At 39.5% G+C, this 18,594-nt stretch carries 18 protein-coding genes; 12 read left to right on the forward strand and 6 right to left on the reverse strand.

Annotation, left to right across the window (positions count from 1 at the left end; all coding sequences use genetic code 11):
- Nucleotides 1-6: 6 nt before the first annotated feature.
- The 4 genes from M1F25_RS07185 to M1F25_RS07200 all read left to right on the forward strand — a co-directional run bounded on the left by M1F25_RS07185 (nucleotide 7) and on the right by M1F25_RS07200 (nucleotide 1,935).
- Nucleotides 7-258: a hypothetical protein gene (locus tag M1F25_RS07185; protein ID WP_004256523.1), complete on the forward strand. Its 252-nt coding sequence runs from the start codon at nucleotides 7-9 to the stop codon at nucleotides 256-258.
- Between the two features lie 15 nt (nucleotides 259-273).
- Nucleotides 274-531: a hypothetical protein gene (locus tag M1F25_RS07190; protein ID WP_004256521.1), complete on the forward strand. Its 258-nt coding sequence runs from the start codon at nucleotides 274-276 to the stop codon at nucleotides 529-531.
- Nucleotides 532-538: 7 nt separating this feature from the next.
- Complete coding sequence (locus tag M1F25_RS07195) at nucleotides 539-1,393, forward strand: hypothetical protein (protein WP_004256519.1); 855 nt, start codon at nucleotides 539-541, stop codon at nucleotides 1,391-1,393.
- A 152-nt stretch (nucleotides 1,394-1,545) separates the two neighbouring features.
- Nucleotides 1,546-1,935 carry a hypothetical protein gene (locus M1F25_RS07200; RefSeq protein ID WP_036957927.1) on the forward strand — a complete coding sequence of 130 codons (390 nt, stop codon included), beginning with the start codon at nucleotides 1,546-1,548 and terminating at the stop codon, nucleotides 1,933-1,935.
- A 157-nt stretch (nucleotides 1,936-2,092) separates the two neighbouring features.
- On the opposite strand, the gene cdd is transcribed toward M1F25_RS07200, so the two are convergent.
- The 4 genes from cdd to metG all read right to left on the reverse strand — a co-directional run bounded on the left by cdd (nucleotide 2,093) and on the right by metG (nucleotide 6,519).
- Nucleotides 2,093-2,980, reverse strand: a complete 888-nt coding sequence (gene cdd, locus M1F25_RS07205; protein WP_181489532.1) for a cytidine deaminase — start codon at nucleotides 2,978-2,980, stop codon at nucleotides 2,093-2,095.
- Between the two features lie 205 nt (nucleotides 2,981-3,185).
- Complete coding sequence (locus M1F25_RS07210) at nucleotides 3,186-3,881, reverse strand: CidB/LrgB family autolysis modulator (RefSeq protein ID WP_004256514.1); 696 nt, start codon at nucleotides 3,879-3,881, stop codon at nucleotides 3,186-3,188.
- Nucleotides 3,881-4,348, reverse strand: a complete 468-nt coding sequence (locus M1F25_RS07215; protein WP_004256512.1) for a CidA/LrgA family protein — start codon at nucleotides 4,346-4,348, stop codon at nucleotides 3,881-3,883. The genes M1F25_RS07210 and M1F25_RS07215 overlap by 1 nt, the downstream gene beginning before the upstream one ends.
- A gap of 143 nt (nucleotides 4,349-4,491) precedes the next feature.
- Nucleotides 4,492-6,519: a methionine--tRNA ligase gene (gene metG, locus M1F25_RS07220; RefSeq protein WP_004256509.1), complete on the reverse strand. Its 2,028-nt coding sequence runs from the start codon at nucleotides 6,517-6,519 to the stop codon at nucleotides 4,492-4,494.
- Nucleotides 6,520-6,778: 259 nt separating this feature from the next.
- On the opposite strand from metG, the gene apbC reads away from it, so the two are divergent.
- The 6 genes from apbC (at nucleotide 6,779) to asmA (ending at nucleotide 13,110) form a co-directional block, all read left to right on the forward strand.
- Nucleotides 6,779-7,891, forward strand: coding sequence for an iron-sulfur cluster carrier protein ApbC (apbC, locus tag M1F25_RS07225; RefSeq protein ID WP_004256506.1), 1,113 nt, complete (start codon nucleotides 6,779-6,781; stop codon nucleotides 7,889-7,891).
- 206 nt (nucleotides 7,892-8,097) lie between these two features.
- A complete protein-coding gene (locus M1F25_RS07230) occupies nucleotides 8,098-8,658 on the forward strand; it encodes a LemA family protein (RefSeq protein WP_004256501.1) in 561 nt (186 codons plus the stop codon).
- 86 nt (nucleotides 8,659-8,744) lie between these two features.
- Nucleotides 8,745-9,701 (forward strand): zinc metalloprotease HtpX, encoded by a 957-nt coding sequence (gene htpX, locus M1F25_RS07235; protein ID WP_181489533.1) that lies wholly within the window; start codon nucleotides 8,745-8,747, stop codon nucleotides 9,699-9,701.
- A 178-nt stretch (nucleotides 9,702-9,879) separates the two neighbouring features.
- Nucleotides 9,880-10,524 carry a uridine kinase gene (gene udk, locus M1F25_RS07240; RefSeq protein WP_112307683.1) on the forward strand — a complete coding sequence of 215 codons (645 nt, stop codon included), beginning with the start codon at nucleotides 9,880-9,882 and terminating at the stop codon, nucleotides 10,522-10,524.
- A 38-nt stretch (nucleotides 10,525-10,562) separates the two neighbouring features.
- The gene (gene dcd / locus M1F25_RS07245) at nucleotides 10,563-11,144 is read left to right on the forward strand and encodes a dCTP deaminase (protein WP_004909269.1); all 582 of its coding nucleotides are present in this window, start codon (nucleotides 10,563-10,565) and stop codon (nucleotides 11,142-11,144) included.
- Nucleotides 11,145-11,271: 127 nt separating this feature from the next.
- Entirely contained in the window at nucleotides 11,272-13,110 is a 1,839-nt protein-coding gene (asmA, locus tag M1F25_RS07250) for an outer membrane assembly protein AsmA (RefSeq protein WP_181489534.1), read from the forward strand.
- Nucleotides 13,111-13,192: 82 nt separating this feature from the next.
- Here asmA and M1F25_RS07255 read toward each other — a convergent pair whose 3' ends face one another.
- On the reverse strand, nucleotides 13,193-13,738 hold the full coding sequence (locus tag M1F25_RS07255; RefSeq protein WP_112307685.1) for a hypothetical protein: 546 nt from the start codon (nucleotides 13,736-13,738) through the stop codon (nucleotides 13,193-13,195).
- A 183-nt stretch (nucleotides 13,739-13,921) separates the two neighbouring features.
- Nucleotides 13,922-15,505, reverse strand: a complete 1,584-nt coding sequence (locus M1F25_RS07260; protein WP_094960641.1) for a TerC family protein — start codon at nucleotides 15,503-15,505, stop codon at nucleotides 13,922-13,924.
- 242 nt (nucleotides 15,506-15,747) lie between these two features.
- Between M1F25_RS07260 and gndA the strand changes: the two genes are divergently transcribed.
- Both gndA and M1F25_RS07270 read left to right on the forward strand, forming a co-directional pair.
- On the forward strand, nucleotides 15,748-17,154 hold the full coding sequence (gndA, locus tag M1F25_RS07265) for an NADP-dependent phosphogluconate dehydrogenase (RefSeq protein ID WP_004256481.1): 1,407 nt from the start codon (nucleotides 15,748-15,750) through the stop codon (nucleotides 17,152-17,154).
- A 190-nt stretch (nucleotides 17,155-17,344) separates the two neighbouring features.
- Nucleotides 17,345-18,526: a multidrug effflux MFS transporter gene (locus M1F25_RS07270; protein ID WP_181489535.1), complete on the forward strand. Its 1,182-nt coding sequence runs from the start codon at nucleotides 17,345-17,347 to the stop codon at nucleotides 18,524-18,526.
- Nucleotides 18,527-18,594: the final 68 nt, after the last annotated feature.

Genomic DNA, 18,594 nt, shown 5'->3' on the forward strand with positions numbered 1-18,594 from the left:
GATGATATGAGAAATCAAGAAATTAGAAAGGGTGATTTAAAGTTAACTCGTAGTGATGTTTCTAATGCAATTAAAATTTTATACGTAACCAAAGAACCAAAGTTGATGTATGAATATTTGGAAAGTAAAGGAGACCGATATGCTAAATTAGCTAATAGTGTGGTTAAAGGTGATTCTCTTTCAGGTGCTTTTGCGCTTAATTATTTAGATGAAGCTATTTTAGAGCATATTGGAGTGCAAGATGAGTTTATAATTTAGCGTATTCGCTATGATATGGCAATAGCTTATGTTCAAACCCTAAAAAATAGATTTGATGATGGAAAGGATGTAATCTATGGTGATATAAATCACATAGAGGCTAAATTATTTCATAGTAGTGTATTTTCTTATTATAATCTTCCTTCTGATGCATGGACTTTAGAACCTGTATTTTTTGTGTTACCTAGAGAACAAAGAGAGAGTTATTGGCAGAGAGCTTTAAATTCTGTAGGTGATATAGAAAGTGAAACATTATTAATGTATAAATACTAAAGATATAATGTCTAGAGCATTATATGAAGCTCCAGCGCATATGCAGCCTAAAATACATAGTTGGACTAAACGAGTTCTGGATATTGATAATGTAGTAGATGGCGTGGTGGTTACAGCCAAAAAATCTTATCAAAATATTATATCTCATATAGAAGAAGATAATATGGATAGAATAAATACAATTATTTATAATACAGGAAACCCTTTAATCGATAGAGGAACAGAGCGTTTTTCATTTTGGGATTATCCTTCACAACATTTAGAACCATTTCAAGTACAAACAGATTGGCGTGGTCAAACGGAATTTACACATAAAAATTTATTATCTGAATATTATTTAGAAAGACCTGATTATATATTACCAGAAGCAGGCTTATTTGATTCACCATCAGTTAATTATCAACCAGATGTTGCTCATTATGACCGTATGATTGATGATTTAAGGGGAAATATGCCATCAATAAACAACAAGTCAACACCTCCAATTAAGTATTCACATAATATGGTTGATAAATCAATATTGGAAAGCTCTTATCCAAAAGCCGAACCGAATAGACAATTAGCACCTCGTACAACAAACCTACTTGATAGGTTTAAGGATAATGAAACACCAACAAATTATTATCTAGAACGCCCAAGTGTTGTTCTTCCGGGAACGCCAGGATTTAAAGACTTCCCTACAGATACCATAAGAAATAACCCTCATTTTGAAAATATGATTGATAATTTAAGAGATAATATGTCATCAATGAATAATTCAATGGACTCATTTGATGATAAATACTCAATACCCTCAATGCCAAGTATACCTGAATTTAGTTATAGTGGTTATTCTTCTGGAGGATCTTTTAGTTTTAATTAATATTTAAAAAGTCTACTTATAATAAAATAAATTATTTTATTTATCTAGAAAAAGAATTTTTAAATAATCATATGAAGGCACGGGGTGAGTCATTTACCAGTGAAAAACGGAGTCGGTATCAAAAAGAAGTAAAATTAGCATATGGACGAATTATGAAAAATCGGAAAGAAAGTGATAACATTCCAATTGGTGATATTACGCATCAAGAATTTATTAAAATAAAAAAAGAAGCGATGTTAAATTCAGGAATTCCTTATGAAGGTTGGTTATTTAAAGATGTATTTGAAGTATTATCTATAGATAAACAGAATAAAATTATAGGGAAACTATTAAATAGCTTTTCTAATAAATCACTTAATGGTGAATCAGCGTTATTTGCTAGCATTTGGCTAGGCATGAAAGAAGAAGCCGCGCAATCTGCATCGATAAAACAGCAACAAAGCCAAGCTTGGCTAGAGAAAATGCGAAAGATCCCTTTAGTTATTACATTAGAAGAGACGATAAATGAAACAGAAAAATTGTTTAATGAATTCACTTACTAGAGCATATATTAATCAACACTAGTGAGTTCTATTATGGATGGCCACTTTGCAGGTAAATGGTTTTGTGAACAAGATTAAAGTTCTAATAGCAACTATACGGTTATTGCTGTTTATTCAAGCTCCCAGCAATAACCGTTATATTTAAATAAATATAAAATTAATCCAAATAAGCTAATTCAATATTTTGGCAACCCAATGCCTGTAATGTATTTTCGGTAACATACCAATGTTTGATAATGGCATCTTGCTTTTCAACAAACTTAGCTTGGTCGATGGCGTGAATATCTTTACCTGCAAGGTTAATCATAATTAAAGCGGCTTGCAGTGGTGGTAAACTTGGGTTGAATGCGGCATTTTCTGCGTAGCGGCCTGTAAACAGTGAGCCATCTTTTAACTGTAACGCAATACCCGAATGGGATTGGCTATAAGGTGCATGGGATTGGTTTGCAGCCTCAATTGCTGCACTTAATAACCGGTCACGGCTTTGGTTTTTATAGCCATGGTCAACAGGGTCTAGCAGTAAAGTGGTAATATTGAGGTCAGACGGCCCAAATGAGTCGGGTAAATAGTGGTGTAGTACCGCAGGTGTGCGACCTGGTAAATTCACCATAATTTTACCACCTTCACGTAATTCATTCATAAATTGGCGGCAGTGGCCACAAGGTGTGTAATTTACAGTAATTGAGGTAACCTGCGTTTCACCTTTCATCCAAGAGTGTGTCACCGCACACTGTTCTGCATGGATCACTTGGCCCATTGATACATGGCTAAATTCCATATTGGCACCAAAATACAAGTTACCACTTGCTCCACGTGCGATTGCACCCACGTTAAAATGGGAAATAGGAGTGAGGGCATAGGCAGCAGCGAAAGGCAATAATGCAAAGGCTAACTCAGCGTCGTCTACACTTGTTTCAGCTTTAATCTGTTCAACTTGTTCCGCCTTTAACATGCCTTGAAAATCAGATTTATCAATGATAGGTCTAAGTACTGACTGTAACTTTTCTGGAAGCTCGGCCCAAGCGGCCTTAAATCTTGAATGCATGAGTTACTCTCCCTATTTAATTGTTTTTATTCTATTCAATAATACGTAGAACTATGTGTGATAATTGTCACCATTTTGGATGTAATACGTGAAACATATTCTTTTGTTGTGAGATATATCTCATATTTTATCAGTGTGCGTATGAGCAAGAGGCTATTGAACTCCTCTTACCCATATATTTGGTTATTGGTTTAATGAATTAAGCTTAGCTAAAAAGATGTAAAATGACAGGGAATATAAACGGGGCAATAAGCGAGGTGATAACCCCACAGGTCATTAATGCAAGAGAGCTATAAGCACCTTCAATGTAATTCACTTCGGCACAGCGGGCAGTACCTAGGGCGTGGGAAGCGGTTCCCATCGCGAGCCCTCTTGAGGCGTGGGTTCGTACACGTAGCACATCAAATAAGCTATGGCCAAACATGGCGCCTAAGATCCCAACAAACAACACGCAAGCGGCACTAATCGCAGGGATCCCACCAACAGAATCAGCGACAGCCATCGCAATAGGAGTAGTTACTGATTTAGGTAAAATAGAACCCGCGATATCTGGGGTTGCCCCCAACCATAGTGCGATGGCAGCACCGCTGAACATGGCCACTAAACTACCTGCAAAACAAATGCTTAATAAAGATTTCCACTGGGCACGAATTTGGTGCATTTGTTCGTAAAGTGGAAAAGCGAGCGCAACGACTGCGGGTTGTAGTAAATCATTGAGTATTTTGCTACCTGCAAAATAGTGCTCATAAGAGGTATTCGTGATCACTAGTAGTGCAATCAATACCGCAATAGTAATTAATAGTGGGTTTAAAATCGGTAACTTAAATGTGGTCGACAACTTACGCGCTAAATAAAACACCACAATGGTCAGCGGTAATGACCACCAAATATGTTCTAACATTATTCATTCCCCTTAGTTTTATCATTATTAATGACCGAAGAAATTGGGTCTTCGGGGGGTAAAGGAACGTCATCAGGTTGAGCCCCAACGACAGGGCGTTCCTTATGAATATAGTTGGAACTGATGGCGACAACCACCATAACGATTAAGGTACTAACTACACAGGAAACGATGATAGGAACCATTTGTTGGCTGAGTAATTCATAGTAATTCATTATGCCAACACCAATAGGAACAAACAGGATGGTCATATTTTTCAACAAAATGCTGCAACCGGGTTGTGCCCACTTCGCGGGGATAATTTGTAACGCAAGCAATATGAATAAAATTAACATGCCGACAATGCTGCCAGGGATGGAGAATGGAAGTAGTGTTGAGATAAGGTTTCCAATAATCAGGCAAAGGTAGAGTATTGCGAAAGCTCGCAAATATTGCCATCCCGTTATCAGTACCTGTTTAAATGACATGAGACTGGTCCTGTAATGTAATATCTATTCATCATACAATTAACTTTATTATTGTGCTACCGATCACAATAAAAAGCCAATAAAAAAGTGGGAAGTATTTAGCTTCCCACTTTTGATGAATAACAGACTAGAGCAAGTATGGGTTATTTAACTTGCATACCGGGTTGTGCACCACTGTCTGGGCTGAGTAAGAAGATATCTTTACCGCCAGGACCTGCTGCCATTACCATGCCTTCAGAAACACCGAAACGCATTTTACGTGGCGCAAGGTTGGCAACCATCACCGTTAAACGGCCTTCTAAAGCTTTAGGGTCTGGATAAGCGGAGCGAATACCAGAAAATACTTGGCGCGTTTCACCACCGATATCCAATTGCAATTTCAGTAGCTTGTCTGAGCCTTCAACAAAATCAGCTTGCTTGATTAACGCAATTCGCAGGTCAATTTTCGCAAAATCATCAAAAGTGATGGTTTCTTGAATTGGGTCATCGGCAAGTGGCCCCGTAAGTTGCTGAACGGGTTTGATGCTCTCTTTTGAGGCTTCAACCATTGCATCAACTTTTGCCATTTCAATGCGGTTAAATAGCGCTTTGAACGGTGCGACGCTGTGGTTCAGTAATGGGGTGTTAATCGCATCCCATGATAATTCACTATTTAAGAAGGCTTCAGCACGCTTAGTAAGGCCTGGTAAAACAGGTTTCAGGTACGTCATCAGAACGCGGAATAAGTTGATGCCCATCGAGCAAATATCTTGCAGTTCTTGATCTTTACCTTCTTGTTTGGCGACAACCCAAGGTGCTTTTTCATCAACATAGCGGTTTGCGATATCGGCTAATGCCATGATTTCACGGATCGCTTTGTTATATTCACGGTTGTTATAATCCTCACCGATAACTTTAGCGGCATCAACAAATTGTTGGTATAACTCTGGCTCAGCAAGGTTTGCTGATAATTTGCCATCAAAGCGTTTAGCAATAAAGCCCGCATTACGTGATGCCAAGTTAACCACTTTATTGACGATGTCGCTGTTGACGCGCTGGACGAAATCTTCCAAATTAAAATCGATGTCATCAATACGCGAAGACAGTTTTGCTGCATAGTAATAGCGCAAGCAGTCAGCATCTAAATGATCTAAATACGAACGCGCAGTAATAAATGTTCCGCGCGATTTAGACATTTTTGCCCCGTTAACCGTGACATAGCCATGAACAAACAGGTTTGTTGGTTTACGATACTGGCTACCTTCTAACATAGCAGGCCAAAACAGGCTGTGGAAATAGACGATATCTTTACCAATGAAGTGGTAAAGGTCGGTTTTCGAATTTTTATTCCAAAACTCATCAAAATCAAGATCGCCGCGTTTGTCACACAGGTTTTTAAAGGAGCCCATGTAACCGATAGGCGCATCTAACCAAACATAGAAATATTTACCCGGTGCATCTGGAATTTCAAAACCGAAATAAGGTGCATCACGGGTAATATCCCATTGTTGTAGGCCTGATTCGAACCATTCTTGCATTTTGTTGGCGACTTGTTCTTGTAATGCGCCTGAGCGAGTCCACGCTTGAAGCATGTCGCTAAATGCAGGAAGATCAAAGAAAAAGTGTTCTGAATCACGCATTACAGGTGTAGCGCCAGAAATCACTGAACGTGGGTTAATCAGTTCTGTTGGGCTATAGGTTGCGCTACAGACTTCACAGTTATCACCATATTGGTCTTCGGCTTTACATTTTGGACAAGTGCCTTTAACGAAGCGATCCGGTAAGAACATGCCTTTTTCTGGGTCGAAAAGCTGTGAAATAGTACGGTTCTTAATAAAACCGTTATTTTTTAGTTTCCCGTAAATCAGCTCTGATAAAACTTTGTTTTCTTCACTGTGTGTGGAGTGGTAGTTATCATAACTAATGGCGAAACCAGCAAAATCGTTCTGATGCTCTTGGTTCACTGCCGCAATCATCTCTTCTGGCGTTACGCCAAGTTGTTGAGCTTTAAGCATGATTGGAGTTCCGTGCGCGTCATCGGCACAGATAAAGTGAACCTCTTTGCCGCGCATTCGCTGATAACGGACCCAAATATCAGCCTGAATGTGTTCCAGGATATGACCAAGATGGATTGAACCGTTAGCATAGGGTAACGCACAGGTTACCAGTAATTTATTCGCGACTTGAGACATAGTAACTTTCTTACTTCCATTATTTGAAAAGGGTCTTTGATGTTAACCGATCAAAACCATCGCTGCTAGGGGTATAAAATATTAATTGGAAATTTGTTTGAAAAAGAATTTTTACCTCTTCGTGGCTTTTCCTATCTCGATATAATAACTTTCTTCCTGTTCTCTGTTATGATTAATCTCAGTCAAAGTATATCCGCCCAATTTTCTGTAACTTATTCTAGGATATACATAGTTCAAAAATATAAATAAAGGAGCCGGGATGAACGATAAATCCCCCGAGCAGAACAAACCAGAACTGCTGACTGAACAAGTCTCCAAAGTTTTGGCTTCATTTACACACCCAACACTGCAACGTAATTTGATTTCTATCAAAGCGTTACATCATTGTGCAATGTTGGACAATGTGCTGCATGTCGAATTAGTTATGCCATTCGTTTGGAAAGGGCCGTTTCAAACTTTAATTAGCGAAAAAACTGCTGAATTAAAGCAACAAACAGGGGCTCATGCTGTTGAATGGAAACTGCGCCATGACATCACCACATTAAAACGTGCAAATGATTTGCCGGGTATTAATGGTGTTCGTAATATCTTAGCCGTCAGTTCGGGTAAAGGTGGTGTTGGTAAATCCAGTACTTCTGTGAACTTAGCGCTAGCACTGGCACAAGAAGGGGCGAAAGTGGGGATCCTTGATGCGGATATTTACGGCCCATCAATTCCAAATATGTTAGGCACAACTTTAGAGCGCCCAACCTCCCCAGATGGTCAGCACATGGCGCCAATTATGGCGTATGGCTTGGCGACAAACTCAATCGGTTACTTAGTGACTGATGATAACGCGATGGTCTGGCGTGGCCCAATGGCAAGCAAAGCGTTGATGCAAATGTTGCAAGATACGTTATGGCCTGATTTGGATTACTTAGTTATCGATATGCCACCGGGAACAGGTGATATCCAGCTAACACTTTCTCAAAATATCCCAGTAACCGGTGCTGTTGTGGTGACGACTCCACAAGATATCGCCTTGGTCGATGCCATGAAAGGCATTGTGATGTTTAAGAAAGTCAATGTCCCAGTGCTGGGTGTTGTTGAAAATATGAGCGCACATATTTGCAGTAATTGTGGCCATGTTGAGCCAATTTTCGGTACTGGTGGTGCTGAGAAATTAGCCGAAAAATACCATACTAAATTATTGGGGCAGGTTCCTCTGCATATTTCTTTACGTGAAGACCTTGACCGTGGCCAGCCTACTGTTATGCGTGATCCTGAAGGTGAATTTGCAGATATCTACCGTGAAATTGCTTCGGGTATTTCAGCTTTGATGTATTGGGAAGGGGATAAAATCCCAACAGAGATTTCTTTCCGCGCCGTTTAATCGGTTATAGAGAAAAAAGGCTATTTAGTTTATCACTAGATAGCCTTATTTATTGTTGATACTTTTCTTTACTAAACGTGTTTTTTTAACCTTCTATTTTTCTGAATTGTTTGCGGAACATTTCTTTATTGAGTCATGTTCGCGTAGAATAACCACATCTTTTATTTAATCAGTTTTCTTTCTACGGGCAACCCGAAAAGGTGACTATGAAATTTTTAATTTTTATTGTTGTCGTGGTGCTGATCGTTATTTATTTTTATAACCGTATCGTCGCATTGCGAGAAGCTGTTATTTCGAGTGAAACAGAAATTTCAGTTCAATTAGATCGTCGTGGAAAAGTATTTGATAGCTTATTGGCAACAGTTAAAAAATATTTAAGCCATGAAAGCGAGGTGTTCAGTAAAATTACTGAGCTACGGACGCAAGCACAAACGGCGACTGGGGATAAAGCCCGTGAAGCCGAAGATGCGTTATCAAAAATGGTAACAAGTGGGGCAATTAATGTCGCGGTGGAAGCTTATCCTGAGCTAAAATCCGATGCAATTATGGCAAATTTACAAGAAGAAATCGTTTCTTCAGAAAATAAATTGTCATTTGCTAAACGTGGTTATAACCGTTCATTAGAAACTTATAATGCGTATATCGCTTCTATGCCTGCGGCACTCATTGTTGGCATTATTCCTAGCTTAAAAATTTCAAAGGAATATTGGCGTCTTGATGAAGAAACCATTAAGACTGAGGAATCACGTCGAATTAATTTTGATTAAAAGCCTTTAAACCTTTGAAGTGATAAATCATCGGGATGCCTTATGGTGTTCCGATATTTTATGAGTAGTAGATAACAGGTTACATTATGGATTTTAGAAACGTCATTCGTAAAAATAATATTCGCACACGTTTGGTGGTGATGAGCTATATTTTTTTAATGCTAATCATTGGATTACTGGCGGATATTGCAACACATCCAAATGAACAATTGGATTTGGTCGACAATGCGATGATGTTTGTGACACTTCATGAATTACCTATCGCCACTTTCATTGTTTTAGGTTTAACCTTCCTTGGGCTAATTTATATTCATTTTAGAGGCCATAAAATGATGTTAGCTGGGATGAATGCCAGAGAAATCACCCAAGAAAATGCGAATATCCCCCAAGAAAAGCAACTTTTTAATATTATTGAAGAATTAAGTTTAAGTGCCAGCTTAGGCTATATTCCTCGCTTATATATTTTAGAAACGGACGAGCCTAATGCTTTCGCAGCAGGGTGGAATAATCGTAATGTACTTGTGGGGGTGACAAGAGGCTTATTACAGACACTTAATCGGCAAGAGGTTCAAGCCGTTCTTGCTCATGAAGTTGGGCACATTATTCACGGTGATTCAAAATTAACTCTGTACGTGGGGATTTTGGCGAATGTGATTTTAACCGTGACCAATTTATTTAGTCAGATTTTTATTCGAACAGCAGGGCGCAGTCGCAATAATGCGGCGAACAAAGCGCAAATGATCCTATTAGTTCTGAATTTTGTTTTACCGTGGATAACACAAATTCTCTATTTTTATTTATCGCGTACCCGTGAATATATGGCGGATGCCGCAGCGGTTGATCTGACTTCTGATAACCAAGCGATGATCAGCGCATTGAAAAAAATATCAGGGAAGCATGAAACCCATGATTATGATGAAACGAGTACAGGCCAAGCTTACCGTAAGGCCGCTTATATTTTTAATAAGGGCGATTCTGTGTTTTCAACTCACCCTTCGATTGAAAATCGCATTGCGGTATTAGAAGGAAAAAAACAGTTTTAGTGTATAAATGACATTTTGTACGCTTTGATTTACGGCATTTCCTATCTAATGGGTGTTTTTTTAGCGAACTTTGTTGAGGTATGCTGGAACAACACGCCATTACCCCCTATAATTCCGCCAACATAACATTTTGTTGTTGTGTATTTTCATTTCTAATATTTAACCAGGTTATCATTTTATGACTGACATAGCGCATCACTGTACCATTGTAGGTATATCGGGAGCCTCTGCATCTGGCAAAAGCTTAATTGCCAGCACGTTATACCGTGAATTAAGGGAACAGGTTGGTGATCATAATATCGGTGTTATTCCAGAAGATTGTTATTACAAAGACCAAGCCGATGTCCCAATGGAAGAGCGTCTTAAAGTAAATTATGACCATCCTAACTCGATGGACCACAGCTTGCTTTATGAACATCTCAAATCACTGAAAAGTGGCCAAGCAGTAGAAATTCCGCAATACGACTATGTCGCTCATACCCGTAAACAGAAAACCATCAAGTTTAAACCTAAAAAAGTTATTATCATTGAAGGTATTTTATTATTAACAGATAAGCGCTTACGTGGTGAAATGGATTTTTCTATTTTTGTCGATACGCCACTTGATATTTGCTTGATGCGCCGTATTAAACGTGATGTAAATGAAAGGGGCAGAACGCTCGACTCCGTTATTGACCAATATAATAAAACGGTTCGCCCAATGTTTTTGCAATTTATTGAGCCATCAAAGCAATATGCCGATATCATAGTCCCTCGCGGGGGGAAAAACCGTGTTGCGATTGATATCTTGAAAGCGAAAATTGGCGAGTTCTGTCAAGATTAAACTGCGCAGAAATTAAAATAATGAAGGGGGAAACAACCATGCGTCTTTGTGACCGCGATATTATTCAATGGATGGATGATGGTAAATTAGTTATTAGCCCACGCCCACCAGTTGAACGAATCAATGGTGCAACTGCAGATGTTCGTTTAGGAAATCAATTCCGTGTTTTTCGAGGACACACGGCTGCATTTATTGACCTTAGTGGCCCTAAAGATGAGGTTAATGCCGCATTAGATCGCGTCATGAGTGATGAAATTGTGCTTGATGAAGATGAGCCCTTTTTCCTACATCCAGGTGAATTAGCACTTGCAGTGACGCTTGAGTCTGTTACGCTCCCTGATAACCTTGTCGGTTGGCTAGACGGGCGCTCTTCATTAGCGAGGTTAGGTTTGATGGTGCACGTAACAGCACATCGAATTGACCCCGGTTGGCATGGGCAAATCGTGCTAGAATTCTACAATTCAGGTAAATTACCGTTAGCGTTGCGTCCTGGCATGGTGATTGGCGCATTAAGTTTTGAGCCGTTATCTGGTAGTGCTGATCGCCCTTATAATAGCCGACAAGACGCTAAATATAAAAACCAACAAGGTGCTGTTGGTAGCCGTATCAGCGAAGACTGATAACCGGTGAACTTTGCGGAAATTGCAGTGTTTAATGGAGATTAAACAGGTAATTTCCGCCCATTTTCAGGGATAGGTGTGAGTTCATTTTTGTGGCGAGCGCAAGCGGAATTTAAGAGAGGGAAGGATGAAACGTTTTTTGACGACACTGATTATTTTACTCGTGGTAATTGTTGCAGGGTTAACCACACTTGTAATGTTGGTGAACCCGAATGATTTTCGTCATTATATTGTTGAACAGGTAGAGAAAAAAAGCGGTTATCAACTTGAATTCAACGGTGATATGCGTTGGCATGTATGGCCAACTTTAAGCATTATTACTGGCCCTGTTTCCCTTACTGCACCGAATGCCGCTAAACCCATACTAAGTGCAGATAATATGCGCTTAGATGTTGAATTATGGCCACTTATCTCCCACAAGCTTTCTGTTGAGCAAATTGTGATTGATGGTGCTGTTATCCGCAAAACACCAGATAGCGAAATCCAAACTCACCGTAATGCTCCTGTCGCGCCAGGTGGTGTGCCTACATCCTCCCCTTTACCAGAGAAAAATAGCTGGTTATTAGATATAGAAAAAATTAATATTTCTAATAGCTTAGTGATTTGGCAAACATCTAAAGATGAGTTTAACCTACGTAACATTGATCTATCACTGAAGAAAAGTGATAAAAAACAGGTCGCTGTTAAATTCAGTGGAAATCTAAATAAAAACCAACAAGAGTTTGTATTTAATCTACGTGCAGATATCGATTTATCGGATATTAATCAAAAGATTAGTGGGCAATTAACGCAATTTGATTATAAATTGAGTGGTGTTGATTTGCCTGAAAGTGGAATTGAAGGGCAAATAACAAGTGATTTTCTATACACCAAAGGGAAAGTAGAAAGTGCAAGTTTAAGCCATTTGGTGATAACGGCTAATGAAAGTGCCCTGTCAGGCGATGCTAGTATACAATTAGCCGATACCCCCAAAATAATGGTCAATTTAGTGGCCGAAAAATTAGATTTAGATAACTTACTGGGGACTGTGCCTAGCAGTACCCGTATCGAATCAGAGGTGAATAATAACCGTGTTGGTGTTAAACCGGTTATTTCTGGTGCAAATCCTCAACAATATGATTTATCTGGCTTGCAGGTATTTTCCGCCAATATCAATTTAGCCATTAACCAGTTAATCTATCGTGGAATGATGGTTAGTGACGTAGTTTTTGAGGCACAAAACCAAACACCTCGTTTGACGGTTTCAAAATTACAGGGTAAGGCATTTGGTGGTGCCTTCTCATTACCAGTGACGTTTAATTACAGTTCAACGCCTGCATACGTTTCCGCAAGGCCGGATTTTAAAAATATCGACCTAACACCACTATTAAAAGCCTTCAATATGCCACAAAAATTAAGTGGGGTAATTTCGTTAAATGCTACATTATCGGGTGTAGGTTATGATGACCATGCAGTAAAAAATCAATGGCAGGGGCCTGTTAATTTTGAGTTAAGAAATGCAAAATTGCAGGGGTTGAATATTCCTTTATTAATTCAGCAATCCGTTTCCAGAGTAACCAATAAAATTAATGCACCAGTGAATACGGGTAACGTCACTGAGGTTGATTCCTTCACTGTAGCAGGGAAATTAAATAAAGGTAATTTGAACATTTCCTCTATGAATGCAATGTCATCCTTAGTGAATATTAGTGGGCAAGGCCGTATAAATATCCTTAATGAAACCATTGATGTCAATTTAGGGGTTAATATTGCTAACGGCTGGGGCGGTGATTCACGTTTAGTCCAGCAATTGCAAGCGATGACCATTCCACTGCGTATTTATGGTAGTTGGAATAATTTAAAATACCAATTAGATGTGGAAAAACTACTGCGTAATGAGCTACGGACTCAAGCCAAAGAAGCCCTTGGTAATTTCTTAAAGAAAGAAGAAAATAAAGGGCTTAATGATTTATTGAATGCATTGTGAAGATAAATGCATATTTCATATATGAATAGTATAAAAATGGAGCCGCTTAAAATAGGTGGCTCCATTTGATGGTAATAATTTATTATTCAAATTTGGATGGTGTTTTTCTGCCCATCAGAAATTCCTTGTGTTTTTGATTATTATTCTTGTAAGCTTGGTGAGTTTGATTCATTTTGTCATTATCTTGTTTTTCTAATTCTGCTATCTGAGCCTTCAGGTTTTTTACTTGACCTGGTGCATCATCGAGTGTTTTTTGCTTCGAACTATGATGCTTGTATGAAGAGCTATTTAACAGACCTTGATATGTAACGATGTTTTTTTGTACAGCATCTAATCTGTCCCCTAACTCTCTGATATTATCCTGAGAGAAGGCCCCATTTGCTTTGTTGTTTTTAATATCGTTAATTTTTGAAGTAATATCACTTAACAGCTTTGTCATGGCATTCTTTAGTTGTTTAACATCTTTTTTATGAACGGTTTTTTTTGATGTAGTAATGGGGCATTTTTGATTATCATTGCTAACGCTGTGAGTATTTCCACTCAGGCCTTTCGGTGAGTTATTTGTATTTTTAATCGCAGACGGATTCGGTCGCAGTACTGTTTTTGAGCTATTATTTACGTTTGTCATGATATGACCTTTATTAAAGTTAATTGTATTTCATTGGTCGAATTATTCAGTGTTTCAATGCTATTTTCTTTAATAAAACGCTACTGTTTTTATTGTTAACGGGTAAAGAGATAACATCTGCGGTTTTTAGACAAAAAAATACCGGCTCTATAGGCCGGTATTGTAGTAAAGAAATAAAACTAATTAATCATCTTCAAATTCATAGCCATCACCTTCAGGGGCAGGTGGCGTGATTAACACTTTATTGACTCGGTGGCTATTGACTTCCAATGGTTGGAAAATACAACCATTGATAGTGACTTGCTCTCCCACTTCAGGAACACGCTGCAAGTGCTCCATTAAAAGGCCTGCAATCGTTTCATATTCACGTTTATCGTCTAATTCCATAGGGATAAACATGATCAGGTCTTCAAGTGGCATAAAGCCGTTGGCAATCCAAGTACCATCATCCAGTTTTTGAATGTCGTGGCGTGAGTCATTTTCTTCATCACCAACCGGCAAGTTACCTGCGATCGTTTCCATTACATCGGTCAATGTCACGATACCTTCGATAGAACCAAACTCATCCACAACAAAGGCAAAGTGAGTATGCGCCTTACGAAACTGCTCTAACGCTTTTAACAGAGACAACCCTTCAGGGAATATCAATGGCTGGGTAATCAGTGCTCGTAAGTTTAATGGCTGGCCTTTTAATTGCTGTTTAACCAAATCCATTACATGTACCACCCCAACAGGTTCATCACTGATCGTTTCATCAATGACAACTAAACGTGAGTGTGGGTTTTTCTCCATTAATTGCAGTAAATCTGCAGAAGACTTATTAATGTCGAGGTAATCCACATCATGGCGTGATGTCATGATGCTTTCTACGTTACGTTGTGCCATACCTAACACACGAGCAATCATCAAGCGCTCTTGTGGGTCAAAAACCGATTGATTATCAGCGATAAGGTCAGAAGTATGCGGGTCTAATTCCCCACGCTCATTATTACCGCTAAGAATACGTAATACCGCTTCTGCCGTACGTTCACGTAGTGGGCGTGAGCCTTTAAGGAATTTACGACGGTTAAATTGGGCAAATTGGTTTAGGACTTCAATCATGATAGAGAAGCCAATTGCAGCATATAAGTAACCTTTTGGTATGGCATAGCCAAACCCTTCGGCAACTAAGCTGAAACCAATCATCAGTAAGAAGCTTAAACACAGTATGACAATGGTTGGGTGCTGGTTAACAAAGCTAGTTAACGGTTTACTTGCCCAAATCATTAATACCATAGCAATGGTTACAGCGGCAATCATTACGCCGATATGGTCAACCATACCAACAGCAGTGATCACGGAGTCCAGTGAGAATACGGCATCAAGAACAATAATTTGTGCAACAACAGCCCAGAAATTCGATGTCTTTCTTTGAGTATTGGTGTGTTCGTCTTTCCCCTCCAGCCGCTCGTTTAGTTCCATTGTGGCTTTAAACAAGAGGAATAGACCACCCACCAACATGATTAAATCTCGAGCACTAAAAGGATGCTCAAAGAGAGTTAATATTGGTTTCGTGAGGGTGATGAGCCATGACAAGCTAAATAGAAGCACAACACGCATAATCAGGGCTAATAAAAGTCCAGTTACACGGGCTCTATCACGCAGCTTTGGCGGGAGCTTATCTGCCAGAATGGCGATGAAGACGAGGTTATCAATACCAAGAACGATTTCTAGAACGATAAGGGTAGCGAGGCCCGCCCAAATCGAAGGATCTGCGATCCATTCCATACAGTTTGTTTTACCTTCTGATATGACGGCTTATACCGACGAATGAATAATGCGGTTTGTTGAATGAAATATCAATAAAAAATCACGCTAATTGGACAATTCTTGACAAAAATGGCCTTGTATACGTCATCGATTGCATCAATAACTACCATGCTGCCCAATCCTAGGTTAATATGTGATCCCGTTAACAGAATGTCAGCACGGTCGAGGCTGACTTGGTCCTAATCAGACAGGAGTTGTTCATGTCAAAGCAGCAGATTGGTGTTGTCGGAATGGCAGTCATGGGGCGTAACCTTGCGCTCAATATTGAAAGCCGCGGTTACTCAGTGTCTATCTTTAACCGTTCTAAAGATAAAACAGACGAAGTGATTGCCGAAAATCCAGGGAAAAAATTAGTTCCCAACTATACAATTGAAGAGTTTGTTGACTCTCTGGAAAAACCTCGCCGCATCTTGTTGATGGTTAAAGCGGGTGAAGCGACGGACAAAACCATTGCCTCGCTGACTCCTCATCTGGACAAAGGGGATATCTTAATTGACGGCGGTAATACCTTATTCACTGATACTATCCGTCGTAATCGTGAATTATCCGAACAAGGTTTTAATTTCATCGGTACTGGTGTTTCAGGTGGTGAAGAAGGCGCACTGAAAGGCCCTTCAATTATGCCGGGCGGGCAAAAAGAAGCTTATGAATTAGTTGCGCCAATCTTAAAAGAAATCGCAGCACAAGCCGAAGGCGAACCTTGTGTGACCTATATTGGTGCAGATGGTGCGGGCCACTATGTGAAAATGGTTCACAACGGTATTGAATACGGTGATATGCAATTAATCGCAGAAGCCTATTCATTATTAAAAGGTTCTTTGAACCTGAGCAACGAAGAGTTAGCTGGTATCTTTGCTGAGTGGAACAAAGGTGAGCTGAGCAGCTATTTGATTGAAATTACAGCAGATATTTTCAAGAAAAAAGATGAAGATGGTAAATATCTCGTTGATGTGATCCTCGATGAAGCGGCTAATAAAGGTACAGGTAAATGGACTAGCCAGAGTGCGCTGGATTTAGGTATCCCTCTGACTTTAATTACTGAATCTGTATTTGCGCGTTATATTTCTTTCTTAAAAGACCAGCGCGTTGCGGCATCTAAAGTATTAACCGGTCCAACTCTGAAAGCCGTTGAAGGTGATAAAAAAGACTTTATTGAAAAAGTTCGCCGTGCACTGTATTTAGGTAAAATTGTGTCTTATGCGCAAGGCTTCCAACAACTGAAAGCAGCATCAGAAGAATATAATTGGGATTTAAACTACGGTGAAATCGCAAAAATCTTCCGTGCAGGTTGTATCATTCGTGCTCAGTTCCTGCAAAAAATCACAGATGCGTATAACCAAGATGCGAAAATTGCCAACTTGCTGTTAGCGCCATATTTCAAGCAAATCGCTGACGAATACCAGCAAGCACTGCGTGATGTTGTCTGCTATGGCGTACAAAATGGTATCCCAACACCGACATTCTCAGCGGCTATCTCTTATTATGATAGCTACCGTTCAGCGGTGTTGCCTGCAAACTTAATCCAAGCCCAGCGTGACTACTTCGGTGCTCACACTTATAAACGTACGGATAAAGACGGTGTTTTCCACACTGAGTGGATGGAATAAAATTCGTTATCATTAATTTTTGATAACACAAAAGGCGCTAGGTTTAGCGCCTTTTTTGACTTTGAAGAGCCATAAAATATTTAATTTATCATTATAAGTAAATCATTAATTCGACGGTGGCTTTAGCTTTTCTATAATTTATTGTATCTAATATTTTAAAAATTAATTTTATCGAGTCTGGGCATGGTTTATGCGTAATTTTCTTATCTTATTACTTTTATTGGTATTACTTGGTCCACTAGGGATTGATTTATATTTACCAACAATACCTGATATTGCGAAGGATTTAGGTAGCAGTGAGTCGGTGATTCAATCTACAATTGCCTTGTTTATTTTAGTTTTAGGCTTAGGGCAGTTAATTTCAGGCCCATTAGTGGATAGGTATGGCCGAAAACCTATCGCGATTTTGGGCATAGTGCTGTACATCATTGGGGCAGGTGTTGCTATTGCAGCAACAACACCCGTGGTATTTATTGCCTCGCGTTTATTGCAAGGGGTTGCAGTCTGTTGTTCTTCGGTGGTGGCATTTAGTTGTGTACGTGACCGTATGAATGGCACGGAAGCGGCTCGTGCCTTTGGCTTCTTAAATGGGACATTGAATATTGTTCCTGCGTTAGCTCCGCTGCTCGGAGGCCTGTTAGCAGAAGCGTGGGGCTGGCGAGCTCCGTTCTGGTTTCTTGCTTTGTATGCGTTAGTCATATTAGTGCTGATTGTTGCCTTTTTACCTGAAACTCGCCCAGCTAATTTGCCAAAAGCAAAAGTTATCCCACTGAAAACCTATTGGCGAATTTTGGGGAATCCTCAATTTATTATTTTTGCCTTAGTGAACGCAGGCACGATGGGTATGGCATTAACATATGTATCACTTGCACCAACTGTACTGATGGGGGATGCCCAGTTAACTCCGCTCGCGTTTTCTATAGTATTTGGTGTTAATGGTTTTTGGATCATGTTTGCCAGTTATATCGCTAATTATTTTATTCATAAAATAGGGCGGCCAACCTGTTTATTGGTTGGTAGTTCAATGATGGCACTTGGCTGCTTAGGATTATTGCTAGGTTTTGTCGTATTACCGATAGAAATACAAAGCCATTGGTTAGTCTATATGTTGCCTGTCGCTTGTGCTTGTACAGGGCTGGCCTTTATGATGGGAACGGCAACCAGTTATGCTTTAGAACCGTTTGGTAATGAAGCAGGCACCGCATCTGCCTTAGTGGGTTTTGTTCAAATGGCAGGAGGAGCAACTCTCGGACTTTGTGCAATCGGTTTGCCTATCGCACCAAAAATATCATTAGCATTAGTTATGCTGGTTGGTTGTTTGTTTGGATTACTTGCAAGAAAAGCGAGTTTATCTCTTGTTAAATCAGCATAGAGTAGATCGTTTAAAGATTTTATTTTTCATTATGTCGTATATAGTTATCACTAATTAATTTAGTAATT

The organism is Providencia sp. PROV109 (genome assembly GCF_033681625.1).
Classification (GTDB): domain Bacteria; phylum Pseudomonadota; class Gammaproteobacteria; order Enterobacterales; family Enterobacteriaceae; genus Providencia; species Providencia hangzhouensis.

What these genes read in the sequence shown, in the direction of transcription:
- M1F25_RS07185 (WP_004256523.1), top strand. Translation starts at nt 7, where the DNA reads ATGAGAAATCAAGAAATTAGAAAGGGTGATTTAAAGTTAACTCGTAGT.
- M1F25_RS07190 (WP_004256521.1), top strand. Translation starts at nt 274, where the DNA reads ATGGCAATAGCTTATGTTCAAACCCTAAAAAATAGATTTGATGATGGA.
- M1F25_RS07195 (WP_004256519.1), top strand. Translation starts at nt 539, where the DNA reads ATGTCTAGAGCATTATATGAAGCTCCAGCGCATATGCAGCCTAAAATA.
- M1F25_RS07200 (WP_036957927.1), top strand. Translation starts at nt 1,546, where the DNA reads ATGAAAAATCGGAAAGAAAGTGATAACATTCCAATTGGTGATATTACG.
- cdd (WP_181489532.1), bottom strand. Translation starts at nt 2,980, where the DNA reads ATGCATTCAAGATTTAAGGCCGCTTGGGCCGAGCTTCCAGAAAAGTTA.
- M1F25_RS07210 (WP_004256514.1), bottom strand. Translation starts at nt 3,881, where the DNA reads ATGTTAGAACATATTTGGTGGTCATTACCGCTGACCATTGTGGTGTTT.
- M1F25_RS07215 (WP_004256512.1), bottom strand. Translation starts at nt 4,348, where the DNA reads ATGTCATTTAAACAGGTACTGATAACGGGATGGCAATATTTGCGAGCT.
- metG (WP_004256509.1), bottom strand. Translation starts at nt 6,519, where the DNA reads ATGTCTCAAGTCGCGAATAAATTACTGGTAACCTGTGCGTTACCCTAT.
- apbC (WP_004256506.1), top strand. Translation starts at nt 6,779, where the DNA reads ATGAACGATAAATCCCCCGAGCAGAACAAACCAGAACTGCTGACTGAA.
- M1F25_RS07230 (WP_004256501.1), top strand. Translation starts at nt 8,098, where the DNA reads ATGAAATTTTTAATTTTTATTGTTGTCGTGGTGCTGATCGTTATTTAT.
- htpX (WP_181489533.1), top strand. Translation starts at nt 8,745, where the DNA reads ATGGATTTTAGAAACGTCATTCGTAAAAATAATATTCGCACACGTTTG.
- udk (WP_112307683.1), top strand. Translation starts at nt 9,880, where the DNA reads ATGACTGACATAGCGCATCACTGTACCATTGTAGGTATATCGGGAGCC.
- dcd (WP_004909269.1), top strand. Translation starts at nt 10,563, where the DNA reads ATGCGTCTTTGTGACCGCGATATTATTCAATGGATGGATGATGGTAAA.
- asmA (WP_181489534.1), top strand. Translation starts at nt 11,272, where the DNA reads ATGAAACGTTTTTTGACGACACTGATTATTTTACTCGTGGTAATTGTT.
- M1F25_RS07255 (WP_112307685.1), bottom strand. Translation starts at nt 13,738, where the DNA reads ATGACAAACGTAAATAATAGCTCAAAAACAGTACTGCGACCGAATCCG.
- M1F25_RS07260 (WP_094960641.1), bottom strand. Translation starts at nt 15,505, where the DNA reads ATGGAATGGATCGCAGATCCTTCGATTTGGGCGGGCCTCGCTACCCTT.
- gndA (WP_004256481.1), top strand. Translation starts at nt 15,748, where the DNA reads ATGTCAAAGCAGCAGATTGGTGTTGTCGGAATGGCAGTCATGGGGCGT.
- M1F25_RS07270 (WP_181489535.1), top strand. Translation starts at nt 17,345, where the DNA reads ATGCGTAATTTTCTTATCTTATTACTTTTATTGGTATTACTTGGTCCA.